This window comes from Staphylococcus lugdunensis (genome assembly GCF_001558775.1).
Classification (GTDB): domain Bacteria; phylum Bacillota; class Bacilli; order Staphylococcales; family Staphylococcaceae; genus Staphylococcus; species Staphylococcus lugdunensis.
On record NZ_CP014022.1, the window covers coordinates 950,980 to 977,650 of the forward strand.

A 26,671-nucleotide genomic window follows, 5' to 3' on the forward strand; every position below is an offset into this window, starting at 1 on the left:
CATATATTAGCAGACAAGCTGTATGTCATCATTGCGCATCAATGATTTCACCATTAAACAATGTTTTTAGTCATGTTTAATGAGTGATTCGCCTGTCATTTCTTCTGGTTGCGTTACATTCAATAAATCTAACAATGTTGGCGCTAAATCACCAAGACGGCCAGTTTTCCGTAATTCTACGCCTTCTTTAGTGACGATTACTGGAACTGGGTTTGTGGTATGTGTCGTCATCGGTTGATCATCATCCGTTAATACTTCATCTGAGTTACCATGATCAGCTGTAATAATGGCATAGCCGTTCATTTCTAAGATTTTATCAACGACTTCACCTAAACAATCATCTACCGCTTCAATTGCTTTGATTGTTGGCGCTAACATACCACTATGTCCAACCATATCGGGATTAGCAAAGTTTAAGATAATTAAATCTAAATCGCCTTTATCCAACTCTTCAAGTAAAGCATCTTTAACTTCATAAGCACTCATTTCAGGTTTCAAGTCATATGTTGCTACTTTTGGAGAATCGATTAAACGACGACGTTCACCTTCAAATTCTTCATTTCTACCACCACTCATGAAATAAGTGACGTGTGGATACTTTTCTGTTTCGGCAATACGCAATTGCTTTAATTGGTTATCTTGAGCTACTTGACCAATTGTATTAGTTAAATCAACCTTTTCAAAGACAATTTCAGCATCAATGTGATCATTATATTTCGTGAATGTGGCATAGAATAAATCTTTGACTTGTTCTACTTTAAAGCCACCAAAAGCTTTGTTTGTAAATATTTCTGATAATTGAGCTGCACGGTCTGGACGGAAGTTAAAGAAAATTACCGCATCGCCATCATTGACTCCTTCATTTTGACCTTCAATAATAAATGGTTCTACAAATTCATCGGTTAAATCTTTAGCATAGTTAGCTTCTACACCTTCTTCGGCTGAAGCAAATTGGGGTCCTTCAAAAGCACGTATTGCGTTATATGCTTTTTGCTCACGATCCCAACGTTTGTCTCTATCCATAGCATAATAGCGACCTGAAACAGAGGCGAACTGTCCAATACCTAGTTCTTTAAATTTATCTTCGGTTTCAGCAATATATTTTAATGCTGATTTTTGATCTACATCACGACCATCTAAGAACGCATGGACATAAACTTTGTCTATGCCACGTTGTTTTGCTAACTCTAATAATGCAAATAGGTGTTTATAGTGACTATGCACACCGCCATCAGAGAGCAAGCCAAAAACATGTAAAGTAGATTGATGATCTTTGACATGTTGAATCGCATTGTTCAAGACATCATTATCAAAGAAGTCTCCTTCTTCAATCGCTTTATTAATACGCGTTAAACTTTGATACACGATTCTTCCTGCACCAATATTCATATGCCCGACTTCGGAATTACCCATTTGGCCTGGAGGTAAACCTACATCTAGACCACTTGCTTCAATTTGCGTTGTAGGATACTTATTATAATATCTATCGAAATTAGGTTTGTTGGCTTGCTTAACAGCATTACCGTGTTCTTCCTCACGATTTGCAAAGCCATCTAAAATAATTAATGCAGTAGGTTGTTTCGCCATTATTATTTTGCACCTTCTAACAATTGAACGAAATCTTCCACTTTAAGAGATGCGCCACCGACTAAAGCGCCATCGATATCTGGTTGTGCCATGTATTCTTTTACGTTGTTTGGTTTAACGCTACCACCGTATTGAATGCGTGTTGCGTCTGCTACATCTTGGCTAGAAACTTCAGCTAATGTGCGTCGTACTTGTGCACACATTTCATTCGCATCATCAGATGTTGCAGATTTACCAGTACCAATTGCCCAAATTGGTTCATAAGCAATTACAACTTCTTTAAGTTGTGCATCAGTTAAGCCAGCAACAGCTTTTTTAACTTGATTACTTACAATATCGTTTGCTTTGCCATTTTCACGTTCTTCATCCGTTTCACCTACACAAATAATTGGTGTCATGTGATGGTTAAAGACTGCATGTGCTTTTTTATTTACATCTTCATCTGTTTCATGGAATAATTCACGACGTTCAGAGTGTCCGATAACCACGTATTTAACGCCTAAATCAGCTAATGCTACAGGAGATGTTTCACCTGTATAAGCACCATTATCCTCAAAATAAGTATTTTGAGCACCGATTTTAAGGCTTGTTGCTTTACCTTCTTTTACTAACGTAATCAAAGCATCAAGTTGAATTGTTGGTGCACAGATTACTGACTCTACTTCTTTTTCATCTGGTAAAGTTGGCAAATTATTTACAAAATCTTTTGCTTCTTGAACTGTTTTATTCATTTTCCAGTTGCCAGCAATAATTGGTTTTCTCATTAATAACACTCCTATTGTTTAAATTCTAAAGGTTAAAGGCGCATGACTTAAACTAATAACTCAGTACATGGAATAAGCCACCGCACTTTATATGTTAGCCAATAAATCAATTTCTGACGACAATTTTATTTATTATTAATTGCTTTGATACCTGGTAGTTCTTTACCTTCAAGATATTCTAATGAAGCACCGCCACCAGTAGAGATATGTGTAAAGTCATCAGCAAATCCTAATGAAATTGCAGCTGCAGCTGAATCTCCACCACCAATAATTGTAATGGCATCGTCTAATGCTGCAATTGATTTACAAACGCCAATGGTACCTTGAGCAAAATTACTGAATTCGAAGACACCCATTGGTCCATTCCAAACTACTGTATGTGCACCTTGTAATTCTTTGTTGAACAATTCAACCGTTTTTGGTCCAACATCTAATGCTTCCTGGTCAGCTGGAATTTGATCAATAGCTACTTCAGTAATTGCTGCATCATTAGAGAATTCTGCAGCTACCTTTGCATCAACTGGTAAAATAATTTGATCTCCATTAGACGCCAATAATTCTTTGGCGAAATCAATTTTATCTTCTTCTAATAATGATTTTCCTATTTCGTGACCTTGCGCTTTAATAAATGTATATGCCATACCACCACCGATAAGAATTTTATCAGTAATGTTGACTAAGTTTTTAATAACACCGATTTTATCTGAAACTTTAGCACCACCAAGAATGGCTACAACAGGTTTATGAGGGTCATTTACAACGCCACCAATGAATTTAATTTCTTTTTCCATTAAATAACCTGCTGCTGTTTCTAAGTGAGTAGAAATACCTACATTTGAAGCATGCTCACGGTGTGCTGTACCGAATGCATCATTTACGAATACATCTCCTAATGAAGCCCAATATTTACCTAATTCAGGATCGTTCTTAGATTCTTTTTTACCATCTAAGTCTTCAAAACGCGTATTTTCTACTAATAATACGTCGCCTTCTTTTAAATTTTTAATAGCTGATTCTAATTTTTCACCGCGAGTTTCAGGTACAAATATAACTTCTTGCCCCAATTTTTCTGATAAAGCTTCAGCAACGGGTTTTAATGTTAATCCAGCTTTATCACTCTCTTGTTTTACTTTTCCTAAATGAGAGAATAAAACTAATTTGCCACCTTGCTCAATGATGTATTTAATTGTCGGTAAAGCTTGAACAATTCGGTTGTCGTTTGTAATTTTTCCATCTTTAAGTGGAACGTTAAAGTCTGCGCGTTCTAGAACTGTTTTACCTTTTAAATCTAAATCAGAAACAATTTTCTTTGCCATTATAATTTCCTCCTTTTACTAGGAACACTCATATAAAAATAAGCGGAGAAGCGTTTGTGCTCCCCGCTTACTCATAAGCTTATCTTTATTATTTATCAGTACAGAGCACTCGTCAAATAACTATGCTACAAATTATTTAGATAATTGAGCTAAATATTCTAAAGTACGTACTAATTGTGCAGTATAAGACATTTCATTGTCATACCAAGCTGCAACTTTAACTAATTGACGGCCACCAACTGACATTACACGAGTTTGTGTTGCATCAAATAATGAACCGTAAGTCATACCAACTACGTCAGAAGAAACAATTTCATCTTCATTGTAACCGAATGATTCGTTAGAAGCTTTTTTCATCGCTTCGTTTACTTGTTCTACTGTTACATCTTGTTTTTCTAATACTACAGTTAATTCAGTTAATGAACCTGTAGCTACAGGTACACGTTGCGCACCACCGTCTAATTTACCATCGATTTCAGGAATAACTTTACCGATTGCTTTAGCAGCACCAGTTGAGTTAGGTACGATGTTTTGTGCAGCTGCACGAGCACGACGTTTGTCACCTTTTCTGTGTGGGCCATCTTGAGTCATTTGGTCACCAGTGTATGCATGGATAGTTGTCATTAAACCTTCTACTAAACCAAATTCATCGCTGATTACTTTAGCTACTGGTGCTAAAGAGTTAGTTGTACATGAAGCACCTGATACAACTGTTTCTGAACCGTCTAAGTCACTATGGTTAGTGTTGTAAACGATAGTTTTAACGTCACCTTTAGCTGGCGCAGAGATTAATACTTTTTTAGCACCTGCATGAATGTGTGCTTCTGCTTTTTCTTTATCTGTATAGAATCCAGTACATTCTAATACCACGTCAACACCTAGGTCCCCCCATGGTAATTTGCTTGCGTCTGGTTCTTCAAATGATTTAACTTCTTTACCATTTACACGGAAACCACCATCAACAACTTCAACTTCGCTAGTGAAGCGACCTTGCATAGTGTCATATTTTAATAAATGCGCTAACATATCATCATCTGTTAAGTCGTTTACTGCTACTACCTCGATGCCTTCTACGTCTTGAATTCTTCTAAATGCTAAACGACCGATTCTACCAAATCCATTGATTGCTACTTTAACTGCCATAAATAATGGCCTCCTTTAAAATGATATTTAAAAAGTCAAATAACTTTTTATTCCTTATTTAATATTACCTTTGCGGCTTCCTCATCTGTGATAAGGACTGTGTTGTCTGGCGCAATACTGAGATAAGCTTTAATAGCTTGCCCTTTCGATTTGCCACCAGCTACTGCAAATATAAATTCCTTTGATTCTAGGTCTTCGAGTTGTAGTCCAATTGTTTTAACTTTATGCACTACTTGACCATAAGCATCAAAATAATAACCAAATGCCTCGGCTACGGCATGGTGATGTTGAAGTTTTTCAACAACCTCTTTAGAGGAATGACGTCTATGCGCCATTTTCAGCGCATCACCAATACCGTGTATTGTAATATTTGCTTGCTTAATTTTGTCTAATGTATGAATGACAGACGGTTCCATCATCAACGTATTATAAGTTGTTTCGCTCACATTATCTGGCACATACAATGAAGTGTAATAACCACCTGTTTGTTGTGCCATGCTTGCTGAAATGGTGTTTGCTTGATAGACCATATTTTCTCCTAGGCCCCCACGCGCTGGAACGAAGAAGACATTGAAAGGTAGTAAATGCATCGCTTCACTGACACGAGCCATTGTGGATCCGCCAGTAACAGATACAATTGCATCTTCATAAAGTATACCTTCAAGTAACTGTCCAGCTTGTCTACCCATTTCTGCTTTTACCGTTTCGGTAGTGTCAGAATTACCCGGTATAACATGAACTTCTTTCAAATTATAAATCTCTCTAATTTGCTGTGCCATCTGATGATCATCTGAATAAACATTAAAATAATCATTGAGATATTCAACAACCATTTTACCTTCTTCAGTAATTTCCATACCTGTTGTCTTAACTCGTATCAGTTCTTGCTTTTTTAACATATCCGTTTCAGCTCTCAATACACGTTCTGTCATGTCCATGTATTCACTTAAACTACGTCGACCTACAGGTTGGTTTTTAGAGATAGTAGTTAAGATAGAAAACCGACGATACATTTTATCAACAAGGTCAGGTATGAGCTTTTGTTGAACTTTCATCAAGTCTTTCACTACTACCTTCCTCCTCTTTTTATAAAAAAGGTAATGAGTAGAAATTATAACTAGGTTTGACGTTTATAGTCCCACGCGGGACAAAATCTAACCTTTCTACACTGCAATAGTACTATGTGATGTTTAAAAATGCAAGACATTTGACCGACTTTTTTAAATTTAATTGCAAAAAATTATCAATAGTCTGACTATTAAACGACTTTCCTTTTAATACTTGTATTTTCTTACCCTGATACACCAATGATAATCGTCTACGTACGAGATGTAAGCTATAAATTTTGTGCCTAAAATGCTTCATAGATAAAAAATCAGCAAACTAGTCGCTTATATGACTAGCTTGCTGATTTTATCTTTATTGCGCTTTAGATGTTGATTGTGATGTGTTCGATTGGTGACTGTTACGCTGTTTATTTTGTTGTCCATTTTGATTTGAAGAAGGTTGCTGTGCTGATGGTTTATTTGAGCGTTGTTGACCTGAAGATTCTCTCGTTGGCGTCTTATTGTCGTTTCGCGAATTGCTTTCTTTAGACTTTTCTTGTGTAGCTGGTTCTTTAGTTTTGTCAGGCTGATTATTTTCTTCGGTAGACGGCTCTTTAGTATTTTTCTCTTGTGTATTCCGTTCCTCAGTGGAAGGTTTTCTTGGCTTTTGTTGTGTCGCTGGTGGTTGTTGCGTTGTCTGAGGTGTTTGTTGCGTTTGTGGAATTTGTTGCTGCGTTTGTTGTGTTTCTTGCGTCGGTTGCTTTTTCTTTTGCTCATTCGTTTTATTGTCTTTTTTCTTTGAATCTTCTTTCTTTTCCTCAGTTGACTGCTTGTTAAGTCTTTCATTGGCGCGATTAGAATGGTCTACAAATGAAAAGACTGCAAAAACTAATCCACCTAAAAGCAATAATACTGTTATGATACTTATCACTTTTGCGCCTGTGCCCATACGTTTCTTATCTGAATCTTCATAATCATTGAACTGTTTATTTTCCTTAGACAATAGGCTCCCTCACTTCTCTATATTTGAGTATAATAATTTACTATTATGATGGTACATTTTACATCAATATGTCATTAAAAGATATTCATACACAACTCACTTTTTTATTATCATTTATATGATAACATTTTCAGTTCTTGGGAACATTAATTTAATTATTAAGATTTCCTTACATCCCTCTAATTTTAGTTAAATAATTGAAAAAATCAGCTATCATATTGTAACTTTGAAACATAAAAGTTGATATTATGCGTGGGATGATAAAGAATAATATTAATAGGTATTGTTAGCATATCTGTTGTTGTTAGTGGTTTTACAATTATATAGTAAAATAGACCCATACGCTTATCGCATGGGTCACTACTAAAGGGAGTCAAAATTTACCTTCGAGGGTATAATATGGGGTATACTCATACTAATTAAGAGATGTCTAATTAATTATCGAAGGTACGCTTTTATTATAACTTATTCAAAATGATTTAAAACCATTTATAAAGAAAGTAAATGACATATTAATGACTAACTATTGTATAAAGTTTGAACAATTATAATGACTATTAATAATAGTTCTTAAAAGAAAAAAATTATAGAGGTGACTTGCATGAAACATTATTTAATCACTGGTGGTACCGGCATGGTAGGACACCATCTTGTGGATCGTATTTTACAACGTGAATCAGCACAAATCACCATTCTCACGCGTAGCGATAAAGTCAGTCAAAATAATCATATTACCTATGTTAACTGGTCTAAAGACGGGTGGGAGCAAGAAATTGGTCATATTGATGTTGTTATAAATTTAGCAGGCGCTACCTTAAATAAACGCTGGACTGATAGCTATAAACAACTCATTATGACTAGTCGTATCCAATCTACTCAAGCATTAGTGTCATTATTTGAACAGCGCTCAGATAAACCTGAAGTGTTATTTAATGCAAGTGCAATGGGTTATTATCCACATGATATCAATCGTTCTTATACTGAGTTATATCAAACGTCACCTTTTGATTTTCTATCTGATGTTGTATATCAATGGGAACGTTTTGCCAAGAAATTTGAACAATTCGGAACGCGTGTGATTTTAGGAAGATTCAGCATGATTTTATCTGATGATGGTGGTGCACTACAAACGATGGAATTACCTTATAAATTTTTCGTTGGTGGAAAATTAGGCTCTGGATTCCAATGGTATTCATGGATTCATATTGATGACCTAGTACGTGCTATTCTTTTCACTATTGATGAACCAGATGCAGCAGGCCCATTTAATTTTGCAGCACCTATCGCCGAACGTCAAAATTTATTTGGCTATACTTTAGGACGCGCCATGCATCGACCACACGAAACATGGGTGCCAGCATTCGTGTTACGTACTGTACTTGGTGAAATGTCAACCGTTGTATTAGATACACAAAAGGTGTTACCAAATAAACTCGAAGCGCTAGGTTTCCAATTTAGCTATCCTCATTTAAAATCAGCATTAGATGATTTAGTTCAATAAATATTTAAAAGGAAGCAGAACAAAATTCATTTTCAATTCAGTCACCTAATGTCAATATAGGCTGAATAAGCTGGGACATAAATCATAAAATATTAGCACACAGATGGTTTGACACAAATCATCTGTGTGCTTCTTCTATATTCAATACTCCGTCATGTTGGTTCTTTTGTGTGGTCTTATTGTTACTTAATATATTAATAATGAAGAAGGCGATCTCTACTAAATTTCAATAGAAATCGCCTTCTTCTACTTGTCTGAGACATTGATGTCTCAAGCAATTTTTGCTCTGTTGAATTGTATATATTATTTGTCTTCTGGTTCCATGACTTCATCAATTAAGCCATACGCTTTCGCTTCTTCAGCAGTTAAGAAATTATCACGATCTGTATCTTTTTGAATTTGTTCAATAGATTGACCAGTACGTTCAGCTAAAATACGATTTAATTTTTCACGTGTTTTTAAAATATGGTTTGCTGCGATTTCAATTTCAGTTGCTTGACCTTGAGCACCGCCTAGTGGTTGGTGAATCATTACTTCAGCATTTGGTAATGCAAAACGTTTACCTTTAGCGCCAGCAGCTAATAAGAATGACCCCATTGATGCTGCCATACCAATACAAATCGTTTGTACGTCTGGTTTGATATGTTGAATTGTATCATAAATTGCAAAACCAGCTGTTACACTTCCACCTGGTGAATTGATATATAAATAAATATCTTTTTCAGAATCTTGTGCTTGTAAAAACAATAATTGTGATACAATTGAATTCGCAACGTTATCATCAATTGCTGATCCTAACATGATAATACGGTCTTTTAATAAACGTGAATAGATGTCATAGGCACGTTCTCCACGGTTTGTTGTTTCAATTACTGTAGGAATTAAATTCATTCATATTGCCTCCTTATAATAACTAGTAATGTTAGTTTACCTTAAAAGTCAAAAATGGTCAAAAAAGACGCTTTATTATTTTATCTTATTGACGTTTGGTTCTACATTTTGTAAACTAGATTCGCTCACTAAACTAGATTGTACTGTTAAACACGCAATGAGTACAGCGTTTTGATTATATTTTATTTACCCCTCGTAGTGTAATGGATAACACTTAAGATTCCGGTTCTTACAATAGAGGTTCGATTCCTCTCGAGGGGGCTACATATTAAAACACCCGATTGGTTTAATCAATCTCAAACCATTCGGGTGTTTTCTATGTGTTATATAAATCATGATTAAATACTGTATGAAACTATTATAAATCGATTTTTTCTCCGCTTCTGATTTTATCTGCTAATTCATTTAATTTGCGTAATCGATGGTTAACACCAGATTTAGAAATGGCTCCTGTCGATAACATTTCACCTAATTCTTTTAATGAAATCTCTTGATGCTCAACACGTAGCTTAGCTATTTCACGTAAACGGTCTGGTAGATTATCTAATCCAATCTCTTTGTCGATAAGCCGAATGCTTTCAACTTGCTTCATTGCAGCACTTACAGTCTTATTTAAATTCGCCGTTTCACAATTTACCAAACGATTTACTGAATTTCTCATGTCGCGCACGATTCGTACATCTTCAAATTTTAATAAAGCCTGGTAACCACCAATAAGACTTAAGAAATCTGATATTTTTTCTGCTTCCTTCAGATAAGCAATACTTCCCTTTTTACGTTCTAAATGTTTCGCATTTAGCTCATAGTGGTTCATTAATTTTACTAAGCCTTCTGAATGATCTTCATACTGTGAAAATATTTCTAAATGGTATGAAGAGGTCTCGGGATTATTTACCGATCCCCCCGCTAAGAATGCGCCGCGTAAATAACTACGTCTCATTTCATCATCTTGAATAATTTCTTTATCAATATCATAGGTAAAGATCCCATTTTTCAATATTCCAAGAGCATCTAATATTTCTTTTGCCTGCACTTTTGTCCGACAAATATATATATTATTTTTCTTTAATTTCATCTTTTTACGTACTAAGATTTCTACCTCAACATCAAACACACGTTTAATTAATGAATAAATACGACGTGCTGTTGCTGCATTTTCAGTTTGCACATTAATGACGAATTGCTGATTAGAAAGACTAAGCGCACCGTTCATTCGAATCAATGCACTAAGTTCTGCTTTCGCATTTAAATCGTCAACTTCAATTCGTGTTAATTCATTTTTCATTTCAGAAGCAAAACTCATGTTACCTTCACCTTTCTAATCGCGTCATTGTCAACTACTAACAGTCTAATCGTTAGATTTTGATTGATGCCGTGTTGGTTTAAACGGTATTGTACTTGTTAAATCTAGTGCTATATCATATATTAATTTGGCTAACACTTCGTTGTTGTGCCTTACCCGGTAATCTTTAGACACTTCGATTAAGTTGGAAGCTGTAATTACCTTTAATCCTTTAGCTGTTAACATGTCATAATGGGCTGCTACAGGTTCAGCATTCTGTTTCTTATAATGTGCTAGCACTGCTTCATCATATAATTGCGTGTTACATATCACATATTTGATAAAATCTTTACCTGCATGCTTATGTATCGCATTAATATGGTCTAACACATCATAACCATTGGTTTCACCTGGTTGCGTCATTACATTTGCTACATATAACTTTGGTGCGTCGGTATCAAATAGTGCTTTCTGGATGCCGTTGACACATAAATTTGATATGACGCTTGTATAGAGTGAACCTGGTCCTAGAACGATTAAATCGGCCTCTTTTATGGCTTGTACTGCTTCATCCATTGGTTTTACATCGCTTGGCTCTAAATAGACCCGTTCAATTTGTTTATTGCGTTTTGGTATGCTGGACTCACCAGAAACAATTTCTCCATCTTTAAAAACGGCATTTAATTTAACGCTCGTATTAGTTGATGGGATAACTTTACCTTTGATGTTTAATATTTTACTCAGTTCTTTTACTGCGTGACCAAAATCATTTTCTATATTTGTCAGTGCTGCCAATAATAAATTGCCTAACGAATGGCCGCCAATTTGATTAGCTTCAAAGCGATATTGAAATAAATCTTGTATGATAGGTTCAGCGTCACTTAATGCTGCGATGACATTGCGAATATCTCCTGGTGCCGGAATATCCATTTCATTACGTATTACGCCTGTACTACCACCGTCATCTGCCACTGTCACAATTGCAGTAATATCTATTGGATAGTTTCTAAGTCCTCTTGCTAATACGGATAGTCCTGTGCCACCACCGATAAGCACAATTTTTAGCTTTTTCATTTATTCACGCCACTTTCAATATGCGCATCTCTATGATGAACATATACATTATAGTCAAAAATTTCATCGAGCTTTTCTCCGATGCGTCGCGCAAGTGCTACAGAACGATGTTGACCGCCTGTACACCCGATTGCAATCACTAATTGAGATTTACCCTCTTTTTTATAACCTGGAATCATAAATTTTAATAAATCCATTAGTTTATCAAAGAAAATTTCAGTTTCTTTCCATTTCATAACATAATTATATACAGGTTCATCTTCACCAGTCATCGGTCTTAAGTCTTCAACATAGTACGGATTTGGCAAAAAACGTACATCAAATACTAAGTCGGCGTCTTTTTGAATGCCATGTTTAAATCCAAAGCTAGTAACATTGATACTAAATGATTTAAATGTTTCATCTTTAAAATACTTATTAACACGTGTTCTTAATTCTTTCGGTTTCATCGTTGTTGTGTCTACTATATAATTAGCAATTGTGCGTATTCTTGAAAGCAGTTGGCGTTCTTCTTCAATCGCATCAATTAACGATACTTCTCCTTTTACATTCAACGGATGGGCACGTCTTGATTCTTTATAGCGTGAAATAAGCTTTTCTGTACTCGCTTCTAAAAACATAACATCAACAATAACGTCATTGCGACTTTTTATGTTATCAATTTCTTGTACGAGTGAGGTGAATAGTTCTTTCCCACGTAAATCAATAGCTATGGCTACTTTATGCAATGAAGGGTTGCCTTGTTCCATAAGCTCTACAAATTTTGGCAATAATATTGGCGGCAAATTGTCCACACAAAAAAAGCCAATATCCTCCAAGCTTTGAATAACGAGTGATTTACCGGCCCCAGATAGACCAGTTACAACGAGTAATTCACTTTTACTTATTTCCCTTTCTGATTGAGTCATATCAGAATCACCACCATAACTTTTTATTCCAACTTATTTTTATATGCTTTAATCATAACGTATAGCTTAAACAAATGTAAGTATGTAAATAAAAGCCAGTACCATTTTAATCTAAATAGTACTGGCTTTATATCATACTGTGCACATGCTTAAATTTAAGCTTCTTTGTCTTTCAATTCTTCAATATAATCAATGGCACTTTGTGCGGCGATACTACCATCACCTGTTGCCGTAACAATTTGGCGTAAACCTTTATCGCGCACATCTCCAGCAGCATAGATGCCAGGAACCGCTGTACTCATGTCGTCCTTAGTTACAATATAGCCAGTTTCATTAGTAATACCTAAATCAAGGAATGGTGCAGTTAATGGTTTCATACCTATATAGATAAACACACCATCTGCATCTAATGTTTGTTCTGAACCATCTTTAGTTGATACGAGTGTCACTGAACCAACTTTTCCATCTTTATCGTTAATTGATTTCAACGTGTGACTCCAAATAAAGTTGACTTTATCATTTTTAAATGCACGATCTTGCAAGATTTTTTGTGCACGCAGTTCGTCTCGTCGATGTACAATCGTTACTTTGTCTGCAAATTTCGTTAAGAAGGTTCCTTCCTCAACTGCTGAATCACCGCCGCCAATAACAAATAAATTTTTATTTTTAAAGAAGGCACCATCACATACAGCACAATAACTTACTCCACGGCCACCTAATTCTTGTTCACCAGGCACGCCTATTTTTTTATATTCTGCACCTGTAGCAATAATAACTGCACGTGCTGTCACTTCTTTATTACCAAGATGAATGACTTTATAGTCACCTTGATCTTCAATAGATTTAATATCCCCGTATTGATATTCAGCACCGAATTTCTTTGCATGTTCAAACATTTTAGTAGAAAGATCTGGGCCTGTAATCATTTCAAAGCCTGGAAAGTTTTCAACTTCTTCTGTATTTGCCATTTGGCCACCTGGCATACCACGTTCAATCATAACTGTACTTAAGTTCGCACGTGATGCATAAACCGCTGCTGTCATACCGGCTGGTCCAGCTCCGATAATAGCAACGTCATAATTTACTTCAGTCATTTTATATGCCTCCTCGTTTATCTTTACCATGCGCATTATAAACCATAATCATTACCGATAAAATTTATATGCTCAACAAGTATTTTACTGCTGAATCTAACTTATATTTTGTGACACCTAGCCAATCAAAGATTTCTCGTTTTGTCATTTTTAATGCTGTGTGGCGATAATAGAGATATACATGTGCAGCTAAATAGCGTTCCATTTCATTATAATCCACTTTACTTGCAATAAGTGCTTCTGCGGTATCAATCCAACTAATAGACAGTTCCATATCTTGTTGCAGTTGTTTATTTTTATATAATTCAACTAAGCCACGATGGATAAAATCTAATTTTGTTAGTTTCAGTCCTTGTATCAGATACGTTAAATATAATTTTTCATAATCTGTCATTTCTTCTAAAATGGCCCATATTTCTTCTGTCATAAATATTTCTTTACCATTTAATTGATTAAGTAAAAAGATACCGTATAGTCTATAATGATTATTATCATGAAGTAATAATGGCAGTACTTTCTGATTAAATTTTTCTTTACTATCCTCAAGCGTCCATGGAGGTGGACCGACTTCGTTTTTTGCCAAATGCTGGAGCTTTTTCCACATGGCTTCACTTTCGATTTCATTTCCTAGGTAATAATGGTTAAAGCTTAAAGCATTGTACATTTGAGGTGAGGGAAATTTACTTTTACGATAAAGTGGTAGTAATAACTTTTGAGACGCTTCATATTGCTTTAAATAACTAAGAATGATACCAAGTTTAAATCTCTCGTCATCGTTCATTGGTCTAATCTTTTTCATTACTTTCATATATTTATTAAACTTTTCTTTATTATTAGTAATATATAGCACCAATGTATAATGACATAATGCGTATACGTCAGAGGAATCTTCTTTTAACAAACGCTCACATATTCTTTTCGCTTGCTGATATTCTCGTAAATAGATATGACATAGTACAAGAGAATTTTGAACAATGTGTTGTTTGCGCAGTGGGTGTTCTAAATGAGAAATATAATTTTTAGCATCTTCAAAGCGTTGTTGTGTCAGTAAATATTGAAATACGTATTGGAATGAAACTAGCATTACTTCCGTGTAAAATTTTTCTTCATCATCGTATTCTACCTGATGTACATCTTCAAAGATAGCTCTTATATCCACGTCCTTAGACATAGCAGCACTAGACATGGCAAAAATAAACCACTTATAATGATCTTTCAATTTGAAATAAACATTGCTAATATTGTTAAATGCCGAGCGAACATGTTCATTTTTAGCAACTAAATCAAAATTAATCGCAATTGCTTCTTTGTATCGTCCCAACTCTTTTAATGCAGTTGTATAATTGGTAATAACTTCAATATTATCTGACTCATGTTCCATTACTCGACTGTAATATTCAGCTGCCTGTTCCCAATCTTCATTTTCAAATTTTTCGTCTGCCATTTTAAGATAAAAATGATTATTAAATTTCACATGTATGACATTATCATCTTGTTGATTCACTGTTGGTCACCTCACTTCCTATGTATTTGAATTGGATTACCGCAAGCAAAACAACCATCTGGAATATCTTTCGATACAATTGAACCCGCAGCAATAATCACATGCTTACCAATATATACGCCTGGTAAAATCGTCACATTGGCACCTACCATCGTATGGTCTCCTATTATCACTTGACCTTGTCGATATTCATCAACAAGAATTTCATGAGTTAATATTGTAGTATTATACCCAATCACACAGTTATCACCAATGCTTATAAGTTCTGGATAAAATAAATCTGGTGTTACTTTATAAGCAATTGCAGTAGCTTGACCGATAGACATATTTAAAAAGCGTCGATAGACATATCGCTTCAATGGCATGCTAGGAATAAAACGACAAAATTCTATAATAACGGTTTGCTTCAACACTTTTGGAAAACGAATAAAACGATACATATGCCATAATGGATTAATGCCTGTACTACTACGTTTTTGTAATCGTCTCATCGCTTAACCTTCGCCGTCTGACTTGGCCAGGTAAGTGGACCTGCATCTTTATAAACTGGCGCTTTATATTTTAAACGTCGGTAGACAATAAAAGTTAAACCGACGAGTATCAAAATGATTGAAACAAGTTGTGCCACACGAATATGACTTGTCAACATTAAGCTATCGGTACGTAGGCCTTCAACAAAAAAGCGACCAATAGAATACCAAATTAAGTAACTAAAGAATGTTTCTCCAATTCGTAAATGCTTACGCAATGTTAAGAGTATGACGAAACCAGCAACATCCCAAATGGATTCATATAAAAATGTCGGATGATAATATGTACCTTCGATGTACATGTTATTGATAATAAACTCTGGAAGATGTAGTTGTTCTAAAAACGCACGTGATACAGGACCACCATGCGCTTCATGATTCATAAAGTTACCCCAACGACCAATACCTTGCGCTAAGATAATACTTGGCGCAACAATATCACCAATTTGAAATGGATGGAGGTTTCTTAGCTTACATATAATTATTCCAGTGATAAACCCACCGAGTAACCCACCGTGTATCGCTATACCACCGTGCCAAATTTTAGGTATCTCAGCTGGATTCTGTGCATAATACGGCCATTGAAAAATAACGAAATAAATTCGTGCTGCTAAAAAGCCAAATAATGCACAGTAAAAAATAATATCTACAAGTGTGTCTTTATGTAATCCTACATTGATTAAACTCTTTTGGGCGACAAAATAGCCCAGCAAAATGCCACAAGCAATAATAATCCCATACCATTTTATCGATAAAGGGCCTAATTCAATTGCCACTGGATTTATATAACTTACCATTAAATTCATACGTTAGTGCTCCTCATGATTATGTCCATTTTTTCTAATTTCTGCGTTCAAACGTTCGTTAAATTCCTCGGCAGTATTAATGCCCATGATATTTAAGCGATAATTCATGGCTGCAACTTCAATAATAACTGCCACGTTTCGTCCTGGTCGAACTGGAATTGTTTTCTTTGTGATTTCAGTATCTAGTATGCGTAATTTTTCTTCATGTAAGCCTACTCTATCGTAGAGTTTTTCTTTATTCCAATTTTCTAAATTAATATTTAGTCGGATTTGCTTTTCTGTCAAAATGGAACCTGCACCAAATAGAGTCATCACATTGATAACACCTAATCCACGAATCTCAAGTAAATGTTCGATAAGTTTTGGCGGTTTACCAATGAGTTCGTCTTTAGATATTTCTCTTATTTCAACGTTATCATCGGCTACTAGACGGTGTCCACGTTTGACTAATTCAAGTGCTGTTTCACTTTTCCCAATACCTGAATCTCCGGTGATCAATACACCTACGCCATAAACATCTACTAAAACGCCATGCAACGATGTAGAACGCGCAAGTTGATGTTCTAAAAAAGTTGTAAGTCTACTCATTAAACTTGTAGTCGCATCGCTAGAGACAATTAATGGTGTATTCATTTCAGTGGCAGCTTCAATCAATTCTTTAGGCGGCTCTAAACCTCTTGTCACTATAATAGCAGGCGTATCAGGTCGACATAATTTTCGCATACGACCTTGTCTTTCGTCATCTGGAAGTAAATTATAAAATGATAATTCTGTCGTACCTAATAACTGAATTCGGTCTGATGCATAGTGCGAAAAATAACCTGCCATCTCAAGCCCAGGTCGTGAAATATCCGTATTCTTAATTTGTTTATTTAGTCCTTTTTCCCCAACAAGCAATTCTAACTTTAATAGCTCAACTAACTTTTTTGTTGTAAGCATGGGTTCACCTCAAAACGTAACTTGAAATTGTTCACTTCTTATCATATCAAAAATATCACACCAAGTTATATAAAAGTTCATTCAAAATGGAAGATTTATAATAAGATACCGTAATATCATATTATTGTCGTTACACTGATATATTTCACAGCAACAAAAATAAATAACATCAATCAAAGTCACACTTAACTGAAGCTTTTAATCGGATATAATACATGTCTGGAGATGATTGTTAGAAAAATAACCAGTAAATGAATTCATGAGAAAACTCATTTACTGGCTTCTATACAATACGTTGTACTATTGACGTCTTTCTTAAGCCTACCTTCAGCCTATAGTCAAAATACATATCAAACTAGTTCAATTGTTATTCTGCTTTATCACGTGCTAAGACATTTTTCAAATATTGTCCTGTATAGGATGCATCAACATTTGAAATTTCCTCTGGTGTTCCTGTGGCAACAATTGTACCGCCACCATCGCCACCTTCAGGACCTAAATCAATAATATGGTCTGCTGTCTTGATTACATCTAAATTGTGTTCAATGATGACTACCGTATCACCGTTTTCTACTAATCGATTCAAAACTTTAAGCAAACGTCGAATATCATCAACATGCAATCCTGTTGTTGGTTCATCTAATATATAAATCGAACGTCCCGTTGATCGTTTATGCAGTTCTGAAGCAAGTTTAACACGCTGTGCTTCACCACCAGATAACGTTGTAGCTTGTTGTCCAAGTGTAATATAACCTAAACCTACATCAACCAGTGTCTGCAATTTCCGATGAATTTTAGGTATATTTTCAAAGAAATGTGTCGCTTCTTCAACAGTCATGTCTAATACTTGCGCAATATTCTTCCCTTTATACGTCACTTCGAGCGTTTCTCGATTGTAGCGTTGTCCATCACAGACTTCACAAGGTACGTATACATCCGGTAAGAAATGCATTTCAATTTTGATAATGCCGTCACCTTTACATGCTTCGCAACGACCGCCTTTAACGTTAAAGCTAAAGCGTCCTTTTTGATAACCTCTTATTTTAGCTTCATTCGTTTGTGCAAAGACATTGCGTATATCATCAAATACACCCGTATAAGTTGCAGGATTTGATCGTGGTGTACGACCAATTGGCGATTGATCAATATCGATAATTTTATCTAACTGTTCCATACCGGTAATCTTGTCATAGTCACCTGGCTTAACTTTTGAATTGTTTATCGCTTGAGCTAACGCTTTGTATAATACTTCATTCACTAATGAACTTTTTCCGGAACCCGAAACGCCAGTGACAACATTCATTACTGACAATGGAATGTCTACATCCACATTTTTCAAATTGTTGCTTCTAGCACCTTTAATACTTAATTTACGTTCAGTAATCGCTCTTCGATGTTCAGGTACGTCAATGCGTTTTTGACCACTTAAGTATTGACCAGTAAGTGATTTCTTATCTTTCATAACCTTGTCTGGGGTACCCCTCGAAACAATTTCTCCGCCATGATTTCCTGCACCGGGACCAACATCAACAAGATAATCCGCAGCACGCATCGTGTCGTCATCATGTTCGACAACAATAAGTGTATTGCCAAGGTCTCTCATTTCTTTCAATGTATGAATTAAACGATCATTGTCGCGCTGATGTAAACCAATAGATGGTTCATCAAGAACATACAATACACCTGTTAATCGTGAACCTATTTGCGTTGCTAAACGAATACGCTGTGCTTCTCCACCTGACAGAGAACCTGATGCTCGGTTTAATGTTAAATACTCTAGACCAACATTATTTAAAAATGATAATCGTGCAATAATTTCTTTTAAAATTTGATTAGCAATTGCTCTATCTTGTTCAGACAGCACTAAATTCTTAAAGTAATCTAAAGCTTTACCAATCGAATATTCGACAACTTCACCGATATTGTATTGACCCACATAAACAGATAGCGCTTCTTGACTTAGTCGTTTACCATGGCATGTTTCACATGGCAATTCAGTCATATATTTACTCATCATTTCACGTGTATATTCAGAAGGTGATTCATGAAAACGTCGACTAATATTAGGTAAGACACCCTCAAAAGTCATTTTTCTATGACGTGTACCACCATTTCTACTAGAAAAAGAAAACTCAATTTCTTTGTCTCCAGAACCATTTAATAAAATATTTTGCTGTCTATCCGTTAACTTTTTAAATGGTTTATCCATATTGATTTTGTATACCTCACATACTCGGGCAAGTAATGTTGGGTAAAAATCAGAACTCGTAGGTTCCCATGGTTCAATGGCTCCTTCATTTAACGTCTTATTCTTATCTGGAATAACTAAATCTAAGTCAACCGTCAACCTTTGACCTAGACCGTCACATGTAGGACAAGCACCAAATGGACTATTGAAACTAAACATTCTTGGTTCCAATTCACCGATTGAAAAGCCACAAATAGGACATGCATGATTCTCAGAAAATTTAAGATCTTCACCATCAATAACATTGACTGTAATGTTTCCTTCTGCTAATTCTAAACCCGTTTCAATTGAATCAGCTAGTCGTGTTTCAATACCTGGCTTCACAACTAAACGATCGACAACCACTTCAAGCGTATGATTTTTATTCTTATCTAGTGGTGGGACTTCATTAACATCGACGATATCACCATCCACTCTTAAGCGTACATATCCTTTCTTACCAATGCTTTCTATTAACTTTTCATGGCTCCCTTTTCTATGAGAAATCACAGGTGCCAAAATTTGAATTTTAGTACGTTCTTCAAGTTCTAATATACGATCAACCATTTGCTGAACAGTTTGGGACTCAATCTCTATACCATGATTGGGACAATAGGCTTTACCTACCCTAGCATAGAGTAAACGAATATAATCATATATTTCCGTTACTGTAGCCACTGTGGAACGTGGATTTTTACTTGTCGTCTTTTGATCGATAGATATTGCAGGAGATAAGCCTTCAATCGTATCAACATCAGGCTTATCCATCTGCCCTAAAAATTGCCGAGCATATGCACTTAATGACTCAACATAGCGACGTTGCCCTTCAGCATAAATGGTATCGAAGGCTAATGAAGATTTTCCAGATCCCGACAATCCAGTCATAACGATTAATTTATTTTTAGGCAGCTCAATATCGATATCCTTTAAATTATGCGCACGCGCCCCTTTAACTACTATACTTGGTCCTTTCATGTAACTGTCACCCTTCTGATTTTAGTTCAAATAACATATCTCTTAACTCTGTTGCTTTCTCGAAGTCCAATTCTTTTGCTGCTTTTTTCATTTCTTTTTCGATATTTTCAATTGTTTTTTGTCGTTCTTTTTTCGTCATTTTCTTAGGAACTGTAGTTTGTTCTTGTGCATTTGTTTCATCATTCTCAACAGTAGCACTGATAACATCGTGTATCCGTTTATGAATCGTTTGCGGTGTAATACCATATTTTTCATTGTGTGCGGTTTGTATTTCACGACGACGTTGAGTTTCGTCTATGGCGTACTTCATAGAATCGGTCATCTTATCTGCATACATGATGACTTCACCTCGATCATTACGCGCCGCACGTCCAATCGTTTGAATTAATGACCGATTTGAACGTAGGAAACCTTCTTTATCCGCATCTAAAATGACGACTAACGATACTTCTGGTATATCAATACCCTCTCGCAATAAGTTAATGCCAACAATGACATCATACGTACCCATACGTAAATCCCTAATGATTTCAATACGTTCTAATGTTTTAATTTCCGAATGAAGATAATTTACTTTAATTCCCGCTTCTTTCATGTACGTTGTTAAATCTTCACTCATTTTTTTCGTTAATGTTGTCACTAATACGCGTTCATTACGTTCAACACGTTCTTGTATTTCGCCTAATAAATCATCAATTTGATTTTCGGTTGGTCTGACGTCAATTTTAGGATCTAATAGGCCTGTAGGTCGAATAATTTGTTCTACCATTTCATCCGTATGTTCTAGTTCATAAGGTCCCGGTGTAGCTGATACATATACGAGTTGCTTTGTCTTATCCTCAAACTCTTCAAACATTAACGGTCGGTTATCTAGTGCACTCGGCAATCTAAATCCATGATCCACAAGCACTTGTTTACGTGCTCTATCACCGTTATACATGCCTCTTATTTGCGGTAAAGTTACGTGTGACTCATCTATCATAACTAGCCAATCATCACCAAAATAATCTAATAATGTATAAGGAGTTGATCCCAAAGGTCTTAATGTTAGGTGTACTGAATAGTTTTCAATCCCCGAACAAAAACCCATTTCTCGCATCATTTCCAAATCATAATTTGTCCGTTGCTCTAAACGTTGTGCTTCTAATAATTTATTTTCAGCTCGTAATTCCTTAAGTCGTTCTTCAAGTTCCTTTTCAATTCGTTGAATCGCTAATTGCATCTTCTCATCTCGAGTGACGAAGTGAGAGGCTGGGAAAATAGCGAAGTGTTCTCTTTCTCTCAACACTTCACCCGTTAAATAATTTACTTCTCTAATACGATCAATTTCATCGCCAAAAAATTCCACCCTGATGCACATTTCTTCTCTTGAAGCTGGGAAAATTTCTACGACATCGCCACGCACTCTAAAAGTTCCGCGTTGAAAATCTATATCATTTCTAGAATACTGAACATCGACTAATTTTCTTAAAAGTTCTGTCCGCTCCATTTCCATACCGACACGCACACTAACAACTAAATCCTTGTATTCTTCAGGATTACCTAAACCGTAAATGCAACTCACACTTGCGATAATAATAACATCATCGCGTTCAAATAAAGCACTTGTAGCTGAATGGCGTAACTGGTCGATTTCATCATTAATTGAAGCATCCTTTTCGATAAATGTATCTGTGGAAGGCACATAGGCTTCTGGTTGATAGTAATCATAATAACTAACAAAATATTCGACTCTATTTTCTGGGAAAAACTCTTTGAATTCACTATAGAGTTGACCTGCCAAGGTTTTGTTATGGGCGATAATCAAAGTAGGTTTGCCAACCTCTTTAATTACATTGCTCATTGTAAATGTCTTACCTGTACCAGTTGCTCCCAATAATGTTTGATGTCGCTTACCTTCATTAATGCCCTTAACAATCTTTTGAATTGCTTGAGGTTGGTCACCTTGTGGCTCAAATTCAGATTTTAGTTTAAATGGTACGTGCTCAACCATATTAAGATACGCCTCCTATCGTTTGTCTCATCATATACTTTGCTCGATTTATTTTCTATTCTAACAGATAATTCAACAAAAATACAAACGTTTGTTCGCTAAACATCCCGTTAAATCTTTTATTCTTTTAAACAAAAAACAAACACAGTGTTGCTACTATGTTTGTCCTTCTTCATGGTCAGTTTGAACTGCTAGCGTTTATCATATTTTTAATTTTAAACATCATATTCGACGTTCGTTAGTCATTATCATGTGATTGATGTAATTTAAGATTATCAATAATAACATAACCAGCTAATAATGAAACGACATCTAAAAATATAATCCATTCATTGTGAAAAAAACCTTTATATATAGACGTTGCAATTAAAATCAATGCGACCAGCGTTCCAATCCATTTATTTCTTGTTACAACACTAAACAAGACGACTAATAAACATGGAAATAACGCAGCACAGACATACCAAATCATGATGTTCACCCATTTCTTTGTTTTAAGATTGACATCGTTGTCTCGCGTAATTCTGTTCTAGGAATAAAGTTTTCGGTTAACATTTCTGGAATTACATTCTCAATAAAGTCTTGCACCGAAACTAAATGATCAAATTGAATTATTGTTTCTAGGCTATTTTCATATATTTCGAAAAATAAGGGTTCAGGATTACGTTTTTGAATTTCTCCAAACGTTTCATATAGTAATTCTATTTTATCAGCTACTGCTAGTATTTGCCCTTCTAAAGAATCATCTTTTCCCTCTTGTAATCTCTGGCGATAAATATCTTGATAAGGTTCAGGAATCTCTTCATTGACAAATGTATTTACCATTTCTTCTTCTACTTGGGAAAATAACATTTTAAGTTCTCTACTTGCATACTTCACTGGCGTTTTTATATCACCAGTAAACACTTCAGCAAAATCATGATTAAGTGCCTTTTCATACAAACTTTTCCAATCAACTTCATTACCATGATGTGCCTCAACGGTTGCTAAATATTGTGCTATTTTAGTGACTTTAAAAGAATGCGCAGCAACATTATGTTCAAAATATTTAAATTTACCAGGCAATCTTATTAACTTTTCTAAGTCTGATAATCTTTTAAAATACTGGTGAATTGCCATACTTGTCATCCTTTCTATTATTTTATCGCTGATGATACTTAGCTTTATTATACCAAGCAACTATGTTAAAGAAAGTAACTCTATCATAAAAAATAAATAAAGGTGAGACTTCCTCAATGCATTTGCATTCAAAGCCTCACCTTAATTAAGCTGTTATTATTAATGAATATATTTATAACTGCTCACATTATAAATTGAACGATGTGTGACATTATTGAAATGTCCATTATAATTCATTTCAGATACATAAATAGAACCATTGCTGTTCACACGTTCAACTACGCCAACGTGTCCATAATAGCCTGCACCTGTTTGGAAAATCGCACCTACTGCTGGAGTATTATTAACGGTAAATCCAGCTCTTTTTGCTGAATAAGCCCAGTTATTTGCATTGCCCCAAGTACTGCCAATTGAACGTCCTAATTCACTACGACGATTAAAGACATAGTATGTGCAGTTGCCATATGCATATAGGTTGCCTTGATTAGCTACAGATTTATATTTGTTAGGCGCTGGTGTTGAACCATAATGGTAGCGATGATGTGTTACTGCATTATGATGTGCTGGCGCTGATGTTTGTTGGCCGTTGTATGATGATGCTTGCGTATTATTATGATAGCTTTGAGATCCTGCAGTGCCAGAAGTCACATGTGATTGTGAGCTTGTTGTTGCATTTGCATGTGTTAACTCATCAAAAGTTAAATCATGTTGTTTATCATATGATGTTGTCGATGTAACTAAATGCGCAATATCTTGTGGTTGATTTGACGAAGATACTTCGGTATAAGTTGCACCATTAATATTAGTACCAAGTAATGCAGCACCTTTGCTAGAAACTGCGATTAAGTCCCCCGGATGAATTAATTCAGTAACTCCTGGGTTAAAGTTATAAATATCTGTCACTGTAATATGATGAGCAGAAGCAATTGAATTTAATGAATCGCCTGATTTCACTACCACGATATCATTTTCAGAATAATTATTTGCTGTTACAGCTTCTGTATGTGATGTATCTAAAGTATTAATCGTTGTTTGCGCTTTAACTGGTTTAGCCGGAGAAGCATCCGCAATACCATTTACAGCTAAAAATGCGGCTACTGATGAAACTGTTGCTGTTATTGTTTTCTTCATGATGTCATTCCTTTTCATTTGTAGTCTGATTTAATCTTAGACTAGCATAAAGTCGTTGCGAATTGGCTATTGTTATCACTATGTAACATAAAGTTTATATTTTCCCTATATTTTGATGCATTTACTAGGGTTAAGTAATATAAATAACTGCATTTTACATCCATTTTGTTTAGTAATGCGTAAACAAACAATCAAATCTTAGAGTTTTAGCAATTCTAAAAGCAATAAATTTTTTACAATAAGTTCCAACCTTACTATTTCTATACAAGGTGTCTAATAAAAAGCATTACGCTATCTTAATATAATGTTACGTTACCTATATTTAAAACGAGAGCGGGACAGAATTCATAATGAATTCTGTCCCGCTCTGGCAAGGTTGACTAGGATTGAAATAAACTTGGTATCAGCGTATTTTCAATCCAGTCAACTAGTGACAATATATCGTTTATAGCCTAGAACATAATGATGTCCCATGCGCGTTCTAATAATCATTATGACGAATATGACTGATCCATTTGCTGTCTTAAGTAAGCTTCTATAAATGGCCCAATATCTCCATCCATCACGGCATCTACTTTCCCAGTTTCTTCATTCGTCCGATGATCTTTAACCATTGAATATGGATGAAATACATAAGAGCGTATTTGACTGCCCCAACCTATTTCTTTTTGTTCACCACGGATTTCCGCCATTTCCTGCGCTTGTTCTTCTAACTTCAACTGATATAGTTTGGATTTTAACATTTTCATTGCGGCTTCACGATTTTTAATTTGTGATCGTTCATTTTGGTTGTTGACAACTATGCCAGTCGGATGATGGGTAATTCGAATAGCTGATTCAGTTTTATTAATATGTTGTCCACCAGCGCCCGATGCTCTAAAAGTATCAACCGTAATATCATCAGGGTTAATTTCAATTTCTATCTCATTATTATTAAAATCAGGTATCACATCACATGACGCGAAAGATGTATGACGACGTCCTGATGCATCAAATGGTGAAATACGAACCAAGCGATGAACACCTTTTTCAGCTTTTAAATAACCATACGCATTATGTCCTTTGACAAGTAACGTCACACTTTTAATACCTGCTTCATCACCAGGTAAATAATCTACCGTTTCAACTTTAAATCCATTTTGTTCACAATAACGCTGGTACATGCGGAGTAACATACTCGCCCAATCTTGAGATTCTGTACCTCCAGCGCCTGGATGTAATTCTAGTATCGCATTATTAGCATCATGTGGACCATCTAATAACAGCTGTAATTCAAATTGATCTAATTTATCGTTAAAGGCCAAGACATCCATTTCCAACTCAGCCTTCATATCCTCATCATACTCTTCTTGTAATAACTCGGTCGTGGCAAACATGTCCTCAACTTCATTGTCTAAGTCATGATAGCCCATAGTTATTGCTTTCAAAGCGTTATTTTTATCAATAATATCTTGTGCTTTATTTTGATCGTCCCAAAAATTAGGCTCGGTCATCATTTCTTCATATTCTTGAATATTTGTCTCTTTATTTTCTAAGTCAAAGAGACCCCCTAATTTGAGTTAAACTATCTTGATACGCCTCTATACGACGTTTGATTTCTGAAAGTTCCATGCTTATCTCTCCTATAACGATGATATCTTCTGTCTTCTTTATGATACATATATGATTATATTTTGTCACGATTGTAGTATGATTGATGATTAATCTAATCCAAAAAAAGAGCAGGATAGAAGTCTTTGTGTAACTTCAATATCCTACTCCAAAAAGGCTCAAAACGGATTAAGCATAACATTTATGGTCACGCTTCGTTTAAGTATTGAGAATTTAATTCAATTACC

Annotated in this window: 22 protein-coding genes; 1 reads left to right on the plus strand and 21 read right to left on the minus strand. The window is 35.4% G+C overall.

What is annotated here, in order from left to right; genetic code table 11:
* Window positions 1-66 precede the first annotated feature (66 nt).
* The 6 genes from gpmI to AL499_RS04560 form a co-directional block, all read right to left on the minus strand.
* The gene (gpmI, locus tag AL499_RS04535) at window positions 67-1,587 is read right to left on the minus strand and encodes a 2,3-bisphosphoglycerate-independent phosphoglycerate mutase (RefSeq protein WP_002492744.1); all 1,521 of its coding nucleotides are present in this window, start codon (window positions 1,585-1,587) and stop codon (window positions 67-69) included.
* A gap of 2 nt (window positions 1,588-1,589) precedes the next feature.
* Entirely contained in the window at window positions 1,590-2,351 is a 762-nt protein-coding gene (tpiA, locus tag AL499_RS04540; protein ID WP_002492764.1) for a triose-phosphate isomerase, read from the minus strand.
* A 125-nt stretch (window positions 2,352-2,476) separates the two neighbouring features.
* A complete protein-coding gene (locus AL499_RS04545; RefSeq protein ID WP_002492750.1) occupies window positions 2,477-3,667 on the minus strand; it encodes a phosphoglycerate kinase in 1,191 nt (396 codons plus the stop codon).
* A gap of 132 nt (window positions 3,668-3,799) precedes the next feature.
* A complete protein-coding gene (gap, locus tag AL499_RS04550; protein WP_002459695.1) occupies window positions 3,800-4,810 on the minus strand; it encodes a type I glyceraldehyde-3-phosphate dehydrogenase in 1,011 nt (336 codons plus the stop codon).
* Window positions 4,811-4,857: 47 nt separating this feature from the next.
* Window positions 4,858-5,877, minus strand: coding sequence for a sugar-binding transcriptional regulator (locus AL499_RS04555; protein WP_002459696.1), 1,020 nt, complete (start codon window positions 5,875-5,877; stop codon window positions 4,858-4,860).
* Between the two features lie 352 nt (window positions 5,878-6,229).
* Window positions 6,230-6,859 (minus strand): DUF4887 domain-containing protein, encoded by a 630-nt coding sequence (locus tag AL499_RS04560; protein ID WP_002492757.1) that lies wholly within the window; start codon window positions 6,857-6,859, stop codon window positions 6,230-6,232.
* Between the two features lie 601 nt (window positions 6,860-7,460).
* Between AL499_RS04560 and AL499_RS04565 the strand changes: the two genes are divergently transcribed.
* The gene (locus AL499_RS04565; RefSeq protein ID WP_002492762.1) at window positions 7,461-8,360 is read left to right on the plus strand and encodes a TIGR01777 family oxidoreductase; all 900 of its coding nucleotides are present in this window, start codon (window positions 7,461-7,463) and stop codon (window positions 8,358-8,360) included.
* Between the two features lie 303 nt (window positions 8,361-8,663).
* Here the strand turns inward: AL499_RS04565 and clpP are convergent, their stop codons facing one another.
* The 15 genes from clpP to prfB all read right to left on the minus strand — a co-directional run bounded on the left by clpP (window position 8,664) and on the right by prfB (window position 26,444).
* On the minus strand, window positions 8,664-9,251 hold the full coding sequence (clpP, locus tag AL499_RS04570) for an ATP-dependent Clp endopeptidase proteolytic subunit ClpP (protein WP_002459699.1): 588 nt from the start codon (window positions 9,249-9,251) through the stop codon (window positions 8,664-8,666).
* 358 nt (window positions 9,252-9,609) lie between these two features.
* Window positions 9,610-10,554 (minus strand): DNA-binding protein WhiA, encoded by a 945-nt coding sequence (gene whiA, locus AL499_RS04580; protein WP_002459700.1) that lies wholly within the window; start codon window positions 10,552-10,554, stop codon window positions 9,610-9,612.
* A gap of 45 nt (window positions 10,555-10,599) precedes the next feature.
* Window positions 10,600-11,607, minus strand: a complete 1,008-nt coding sequence (locus tag AL499_RS04585; protein ID WP_002459701.1) for a gluconeogenesis factor YvcK family protein — start codon at window positions 11,605-11,607, stop codon at window positions 10,600-10,602.
* The gene (gene rapZ / locus AL499_RS04590; RefSeq protein WP_002459702.1) at window positions 11,604-12,515 is read right to left on the minus strand and encodes an RNase adapter RapZ; all 912 of its coding nucleotides are present in this window, start codon (window positions 12,513-12,515) and stop codon (window positions 11,604-11,606) included. The genes AL499_RS04585 and rapZ overlap by 4 nt, the downstream gene beginning before the upstream one ends.
* A gap of 155 nt (window positions 12,516-12,670) precedes the next feature.
* A complete protein-coding gene (trxB, locus tag AL499_RS04595; RefSeq protein WP_002479331.1) occupies window positions 12,671-13,609 on the minus strand; it encodes a thioredoxin-disulfide reductase in 939 nt (312 codons plus the stop codon).
* Between the two features lie 64 nt (window positions 13,610-13,673).
* On the minus strand, window positions 13,674-15,113 hold the full coding sequence (locus AL499_RS04600) for a tetratricopeptide repeat protein (protein ID WP_002492760.1): 1,440 nt from the start codon (window positions 15,111-15,113) through the stop codon (window positions 13,674-13,676).
* An 11-nt stretch (window positions 15,114-15,124) separates the two neighbouring features.
* Window positions 15,125-15,604 (minus strand): acyltransferase, encoded by a 480-nt coding sequence (locus AL499_RS04605; RefSeq protein WP_002492766.1) that lies wholly within the window; start codon window positions 15,602-15,604, stop codon window positions 15,125-15,127.
* On the minus strand, window positions 15,601-16,449 hold the full coding sequence (lgt, locus tag AL499_RS04610) for a prolipoprotein diacylglyceryl transferase (RefSeq protein WP_002459706.1): 849 nt from the start codon (window positions 16,447-16,449) through the stop codon (window positions 15,601-15,603). Before lgt ends, AL499_RS04605 begins: the two co-directional genes overlap by 4 nt.
* 3 nt (window positions 16,450-16,452) lie before the next feature.
* Entirely contained in the window at window positions 16,453-17,388 is a 936-nt protein-coding gene (hprK, locus tag AL499_RS04615; protein ID WP_002459707.1) for an HPr(Ser) kinase/phosphatase, read from the minus strand.
* 367 nt (window positions 17,389-17,755) lie between these two features.
* Window positions 17,756-20,590 (minus strand): excinuclease ABC subunit UvrA, encoded by a 2,835-nt coding sequence (uvrA, locus tag AL499_RS04620; protein ID WP_002492758.1) that lies wholly within the window; start codon window positions 20,588-20,590, stop codon window positions 17,756-17,758.
* 7 nt (window positions 20,591-20,597) lie between these two features.
* Window positions 20,598-22,583: an excinuclease ABC subunit UvrB gene (uvrB, locus tag AL499_RS04625; protein ID WP_002459709.1), complete on the minus strand. Its 1,986-nt coding sequence runs from the start codon at window positions 22,581-22,583 to the stop codon at window positions 20,598-20,600.
* 238 nt (window positions 22,584-22,821) lie between these two features.
* Window positions 22,822-23,055, minus strand: a complete 234-nt coding sequence (locus tag AL499_RS04630; RefSeq protein WP_002459710.1) for a CsbA family protein — start codon at window positions 23,053-23,055, stop codon at window positions 22,822-22,824.
* A 5-nt stretch (window positions 23,056-23,060) separates the two neighbouring features.
* Window positions 23,061-23,702, minus strand: a complete 642-nt coding sequence (locus AL499_RS04635; RefSeq protein WP_002492747.1) for a YfbR-like 5'-deoxynucleotidase — start codon at window positions 23,700-23,702, stop codon at window positions 23,061-23,063.
* Window positions 23,703-23,861: 159 nt separating this feature from the next.
* Window positions 23,862-24,833 (minus strand): COG3942 and LysM peptidoglycan-binding domain-containing protein, encoded by a 972-nt coding sequence (locus tag AL499_RS04640; protein ID WP_002492754.1) that lies wholly within the window; start codon window positions 24,831-24,833, stop codon window positions 23,862-23,864.
* A gap of 491 nt (window positions 24,834-25,324) precedes the next feature.
* Window positions 25,325-26,444, minus strand: a protein-coding gene (prfB, locus tag AL499_RS04645) for a peptide chain release factor 2 (protein WP_096032083.1) whose coding sequence is annotated in 2 segments (ribosomal slippage) — window positions 25,325-26,371 and window positions 26,373-26,444 — 1,119 coding nt in all. Because the reading frame shifts where the segments join, the coding sequence is not laid out codon by codon here.
* Window positions 26,445-26,671: the final 227 nt, after the last annotated feature.

Bases quoted from the DNA above. Each gene is read 5' to 3' on its own strand.
- rapZ (WP_002459702.1), bottom strand. From the start codon at position 12,515: ATGACTCAATCAGAAAGGGAAATAAGTAAAAGTGAATTACTCGTTGTA.
- uvrA (WP_002492758.1), bottom strand. From the start codon at position 20,590: ATGAAAGGACCAAGTATAGTAGTTAAAGGGGCGCGTGCGCATAATTTA.
- gap (WP_002459695.1), bottom strand. From the start codon at position 4,810: ATGGCAGTTAAAGTAGCAATCAATGGATTTGGTAGAATCGGTCGTTTA.
- AL499_RS04640 (WP_002492754.1), bottom strand. From the start codon at position 24,833: ATGAAGAAAACAATAACAGCAACAGTTTCATCAGTAGCCGCATTTTTA.
- AL499_RS04565 (WP_002492762.1), top strand. From the start codon at position 7,461: ATGAAACATTATTTAATCACTGGTGGTACCGGCATGGTAGGACACCAT.
- AL499_RS04545 (WP_002492750.1), bottom strand. From the start codon at position 3,667: ATGGCAAAGAAAATTGTTTCTGATTTAGATTTAAAAGGTAAAACAGTT.
- AL499_RS04585 (WP_002459701.1), bottom strand. From the start codon at position 11,607: ATGAAAAAGCTAAAAATTGTGCTTATCGGTGGTGGCACAGGACTATCC.
- gpmI (WP_002492744.1), bottom strand. From the start codon at position 1,587: ATGGCGAAACAACCTACTGCATTAATTATTTTAGATGGCTTTGCAAAT.
- tpiA (WP_002492764.1), bottom strand. From the start codon at position 2,351: ATGAGAAAACCAATTATTGCTGGCAACTGGAAAATGAATAAAACAGTT.
- AL499_RS04630 (WP_002459710.1), bottom strand. From the start codon at position 23,055: ATGATTTGGTATGTCTGTGCTGCGTTATTTCCATGTTTATTAGTCGTC.
- hprK (WP_002459707.1), bottom strand. From the start codon at position 17,388: ATGCTTACAACAAAAAAGTTAGTTGAGCTATTAAAGTTAGAATTGCTT.
- clpP (WP_002459699.1), bottom strand. From the start codon at position 9,251: ATGAATTTAATTCCTACAGTAATTGAAACAACAAACCGTGGAGAACGT.
- AL499_RS04635 (WP_002492747.1), bottom strand. From the start codon at position 23,702: ATGGCAATTCACCAGTATTTTAAAAGATTATCAGACTTAGAAAAGTTA.
- whiA (WP_002459700.1), bottom strand. From the start codon at position 10,554: ATGAGTTTTGCTTCTGAAATGAAAAATGAATTAACACGAATTGAAGTT.
- uvrB (WP_002459709.1), bottom strand. From the start codon at position 22,583: ATGGTTGAGCACGTACCATTTAAACTAAAATCTGAATTTGAGCCACAA.
- trxB (WP_002479331.1), bottom strand. From the start codon at position 13,609: ATGACTGAAGTAAATTATGACGTTGCTATTATCGGAGCTGGACCAGCC.
- lgt (WP_002459706.1), bottom strand. From the start codon at position 16,449: ATGAATTTAATGGTAAGTTATATAAATCCAGTGGCAATTGAATTAGGC.
- AL499_RS04605 (WP_002492766.1), bottom strand. From the start codon at position 15,604: ATGAGACGATTACAAAAACGTAGTAGTACAGGCATTAATCCATTATGG.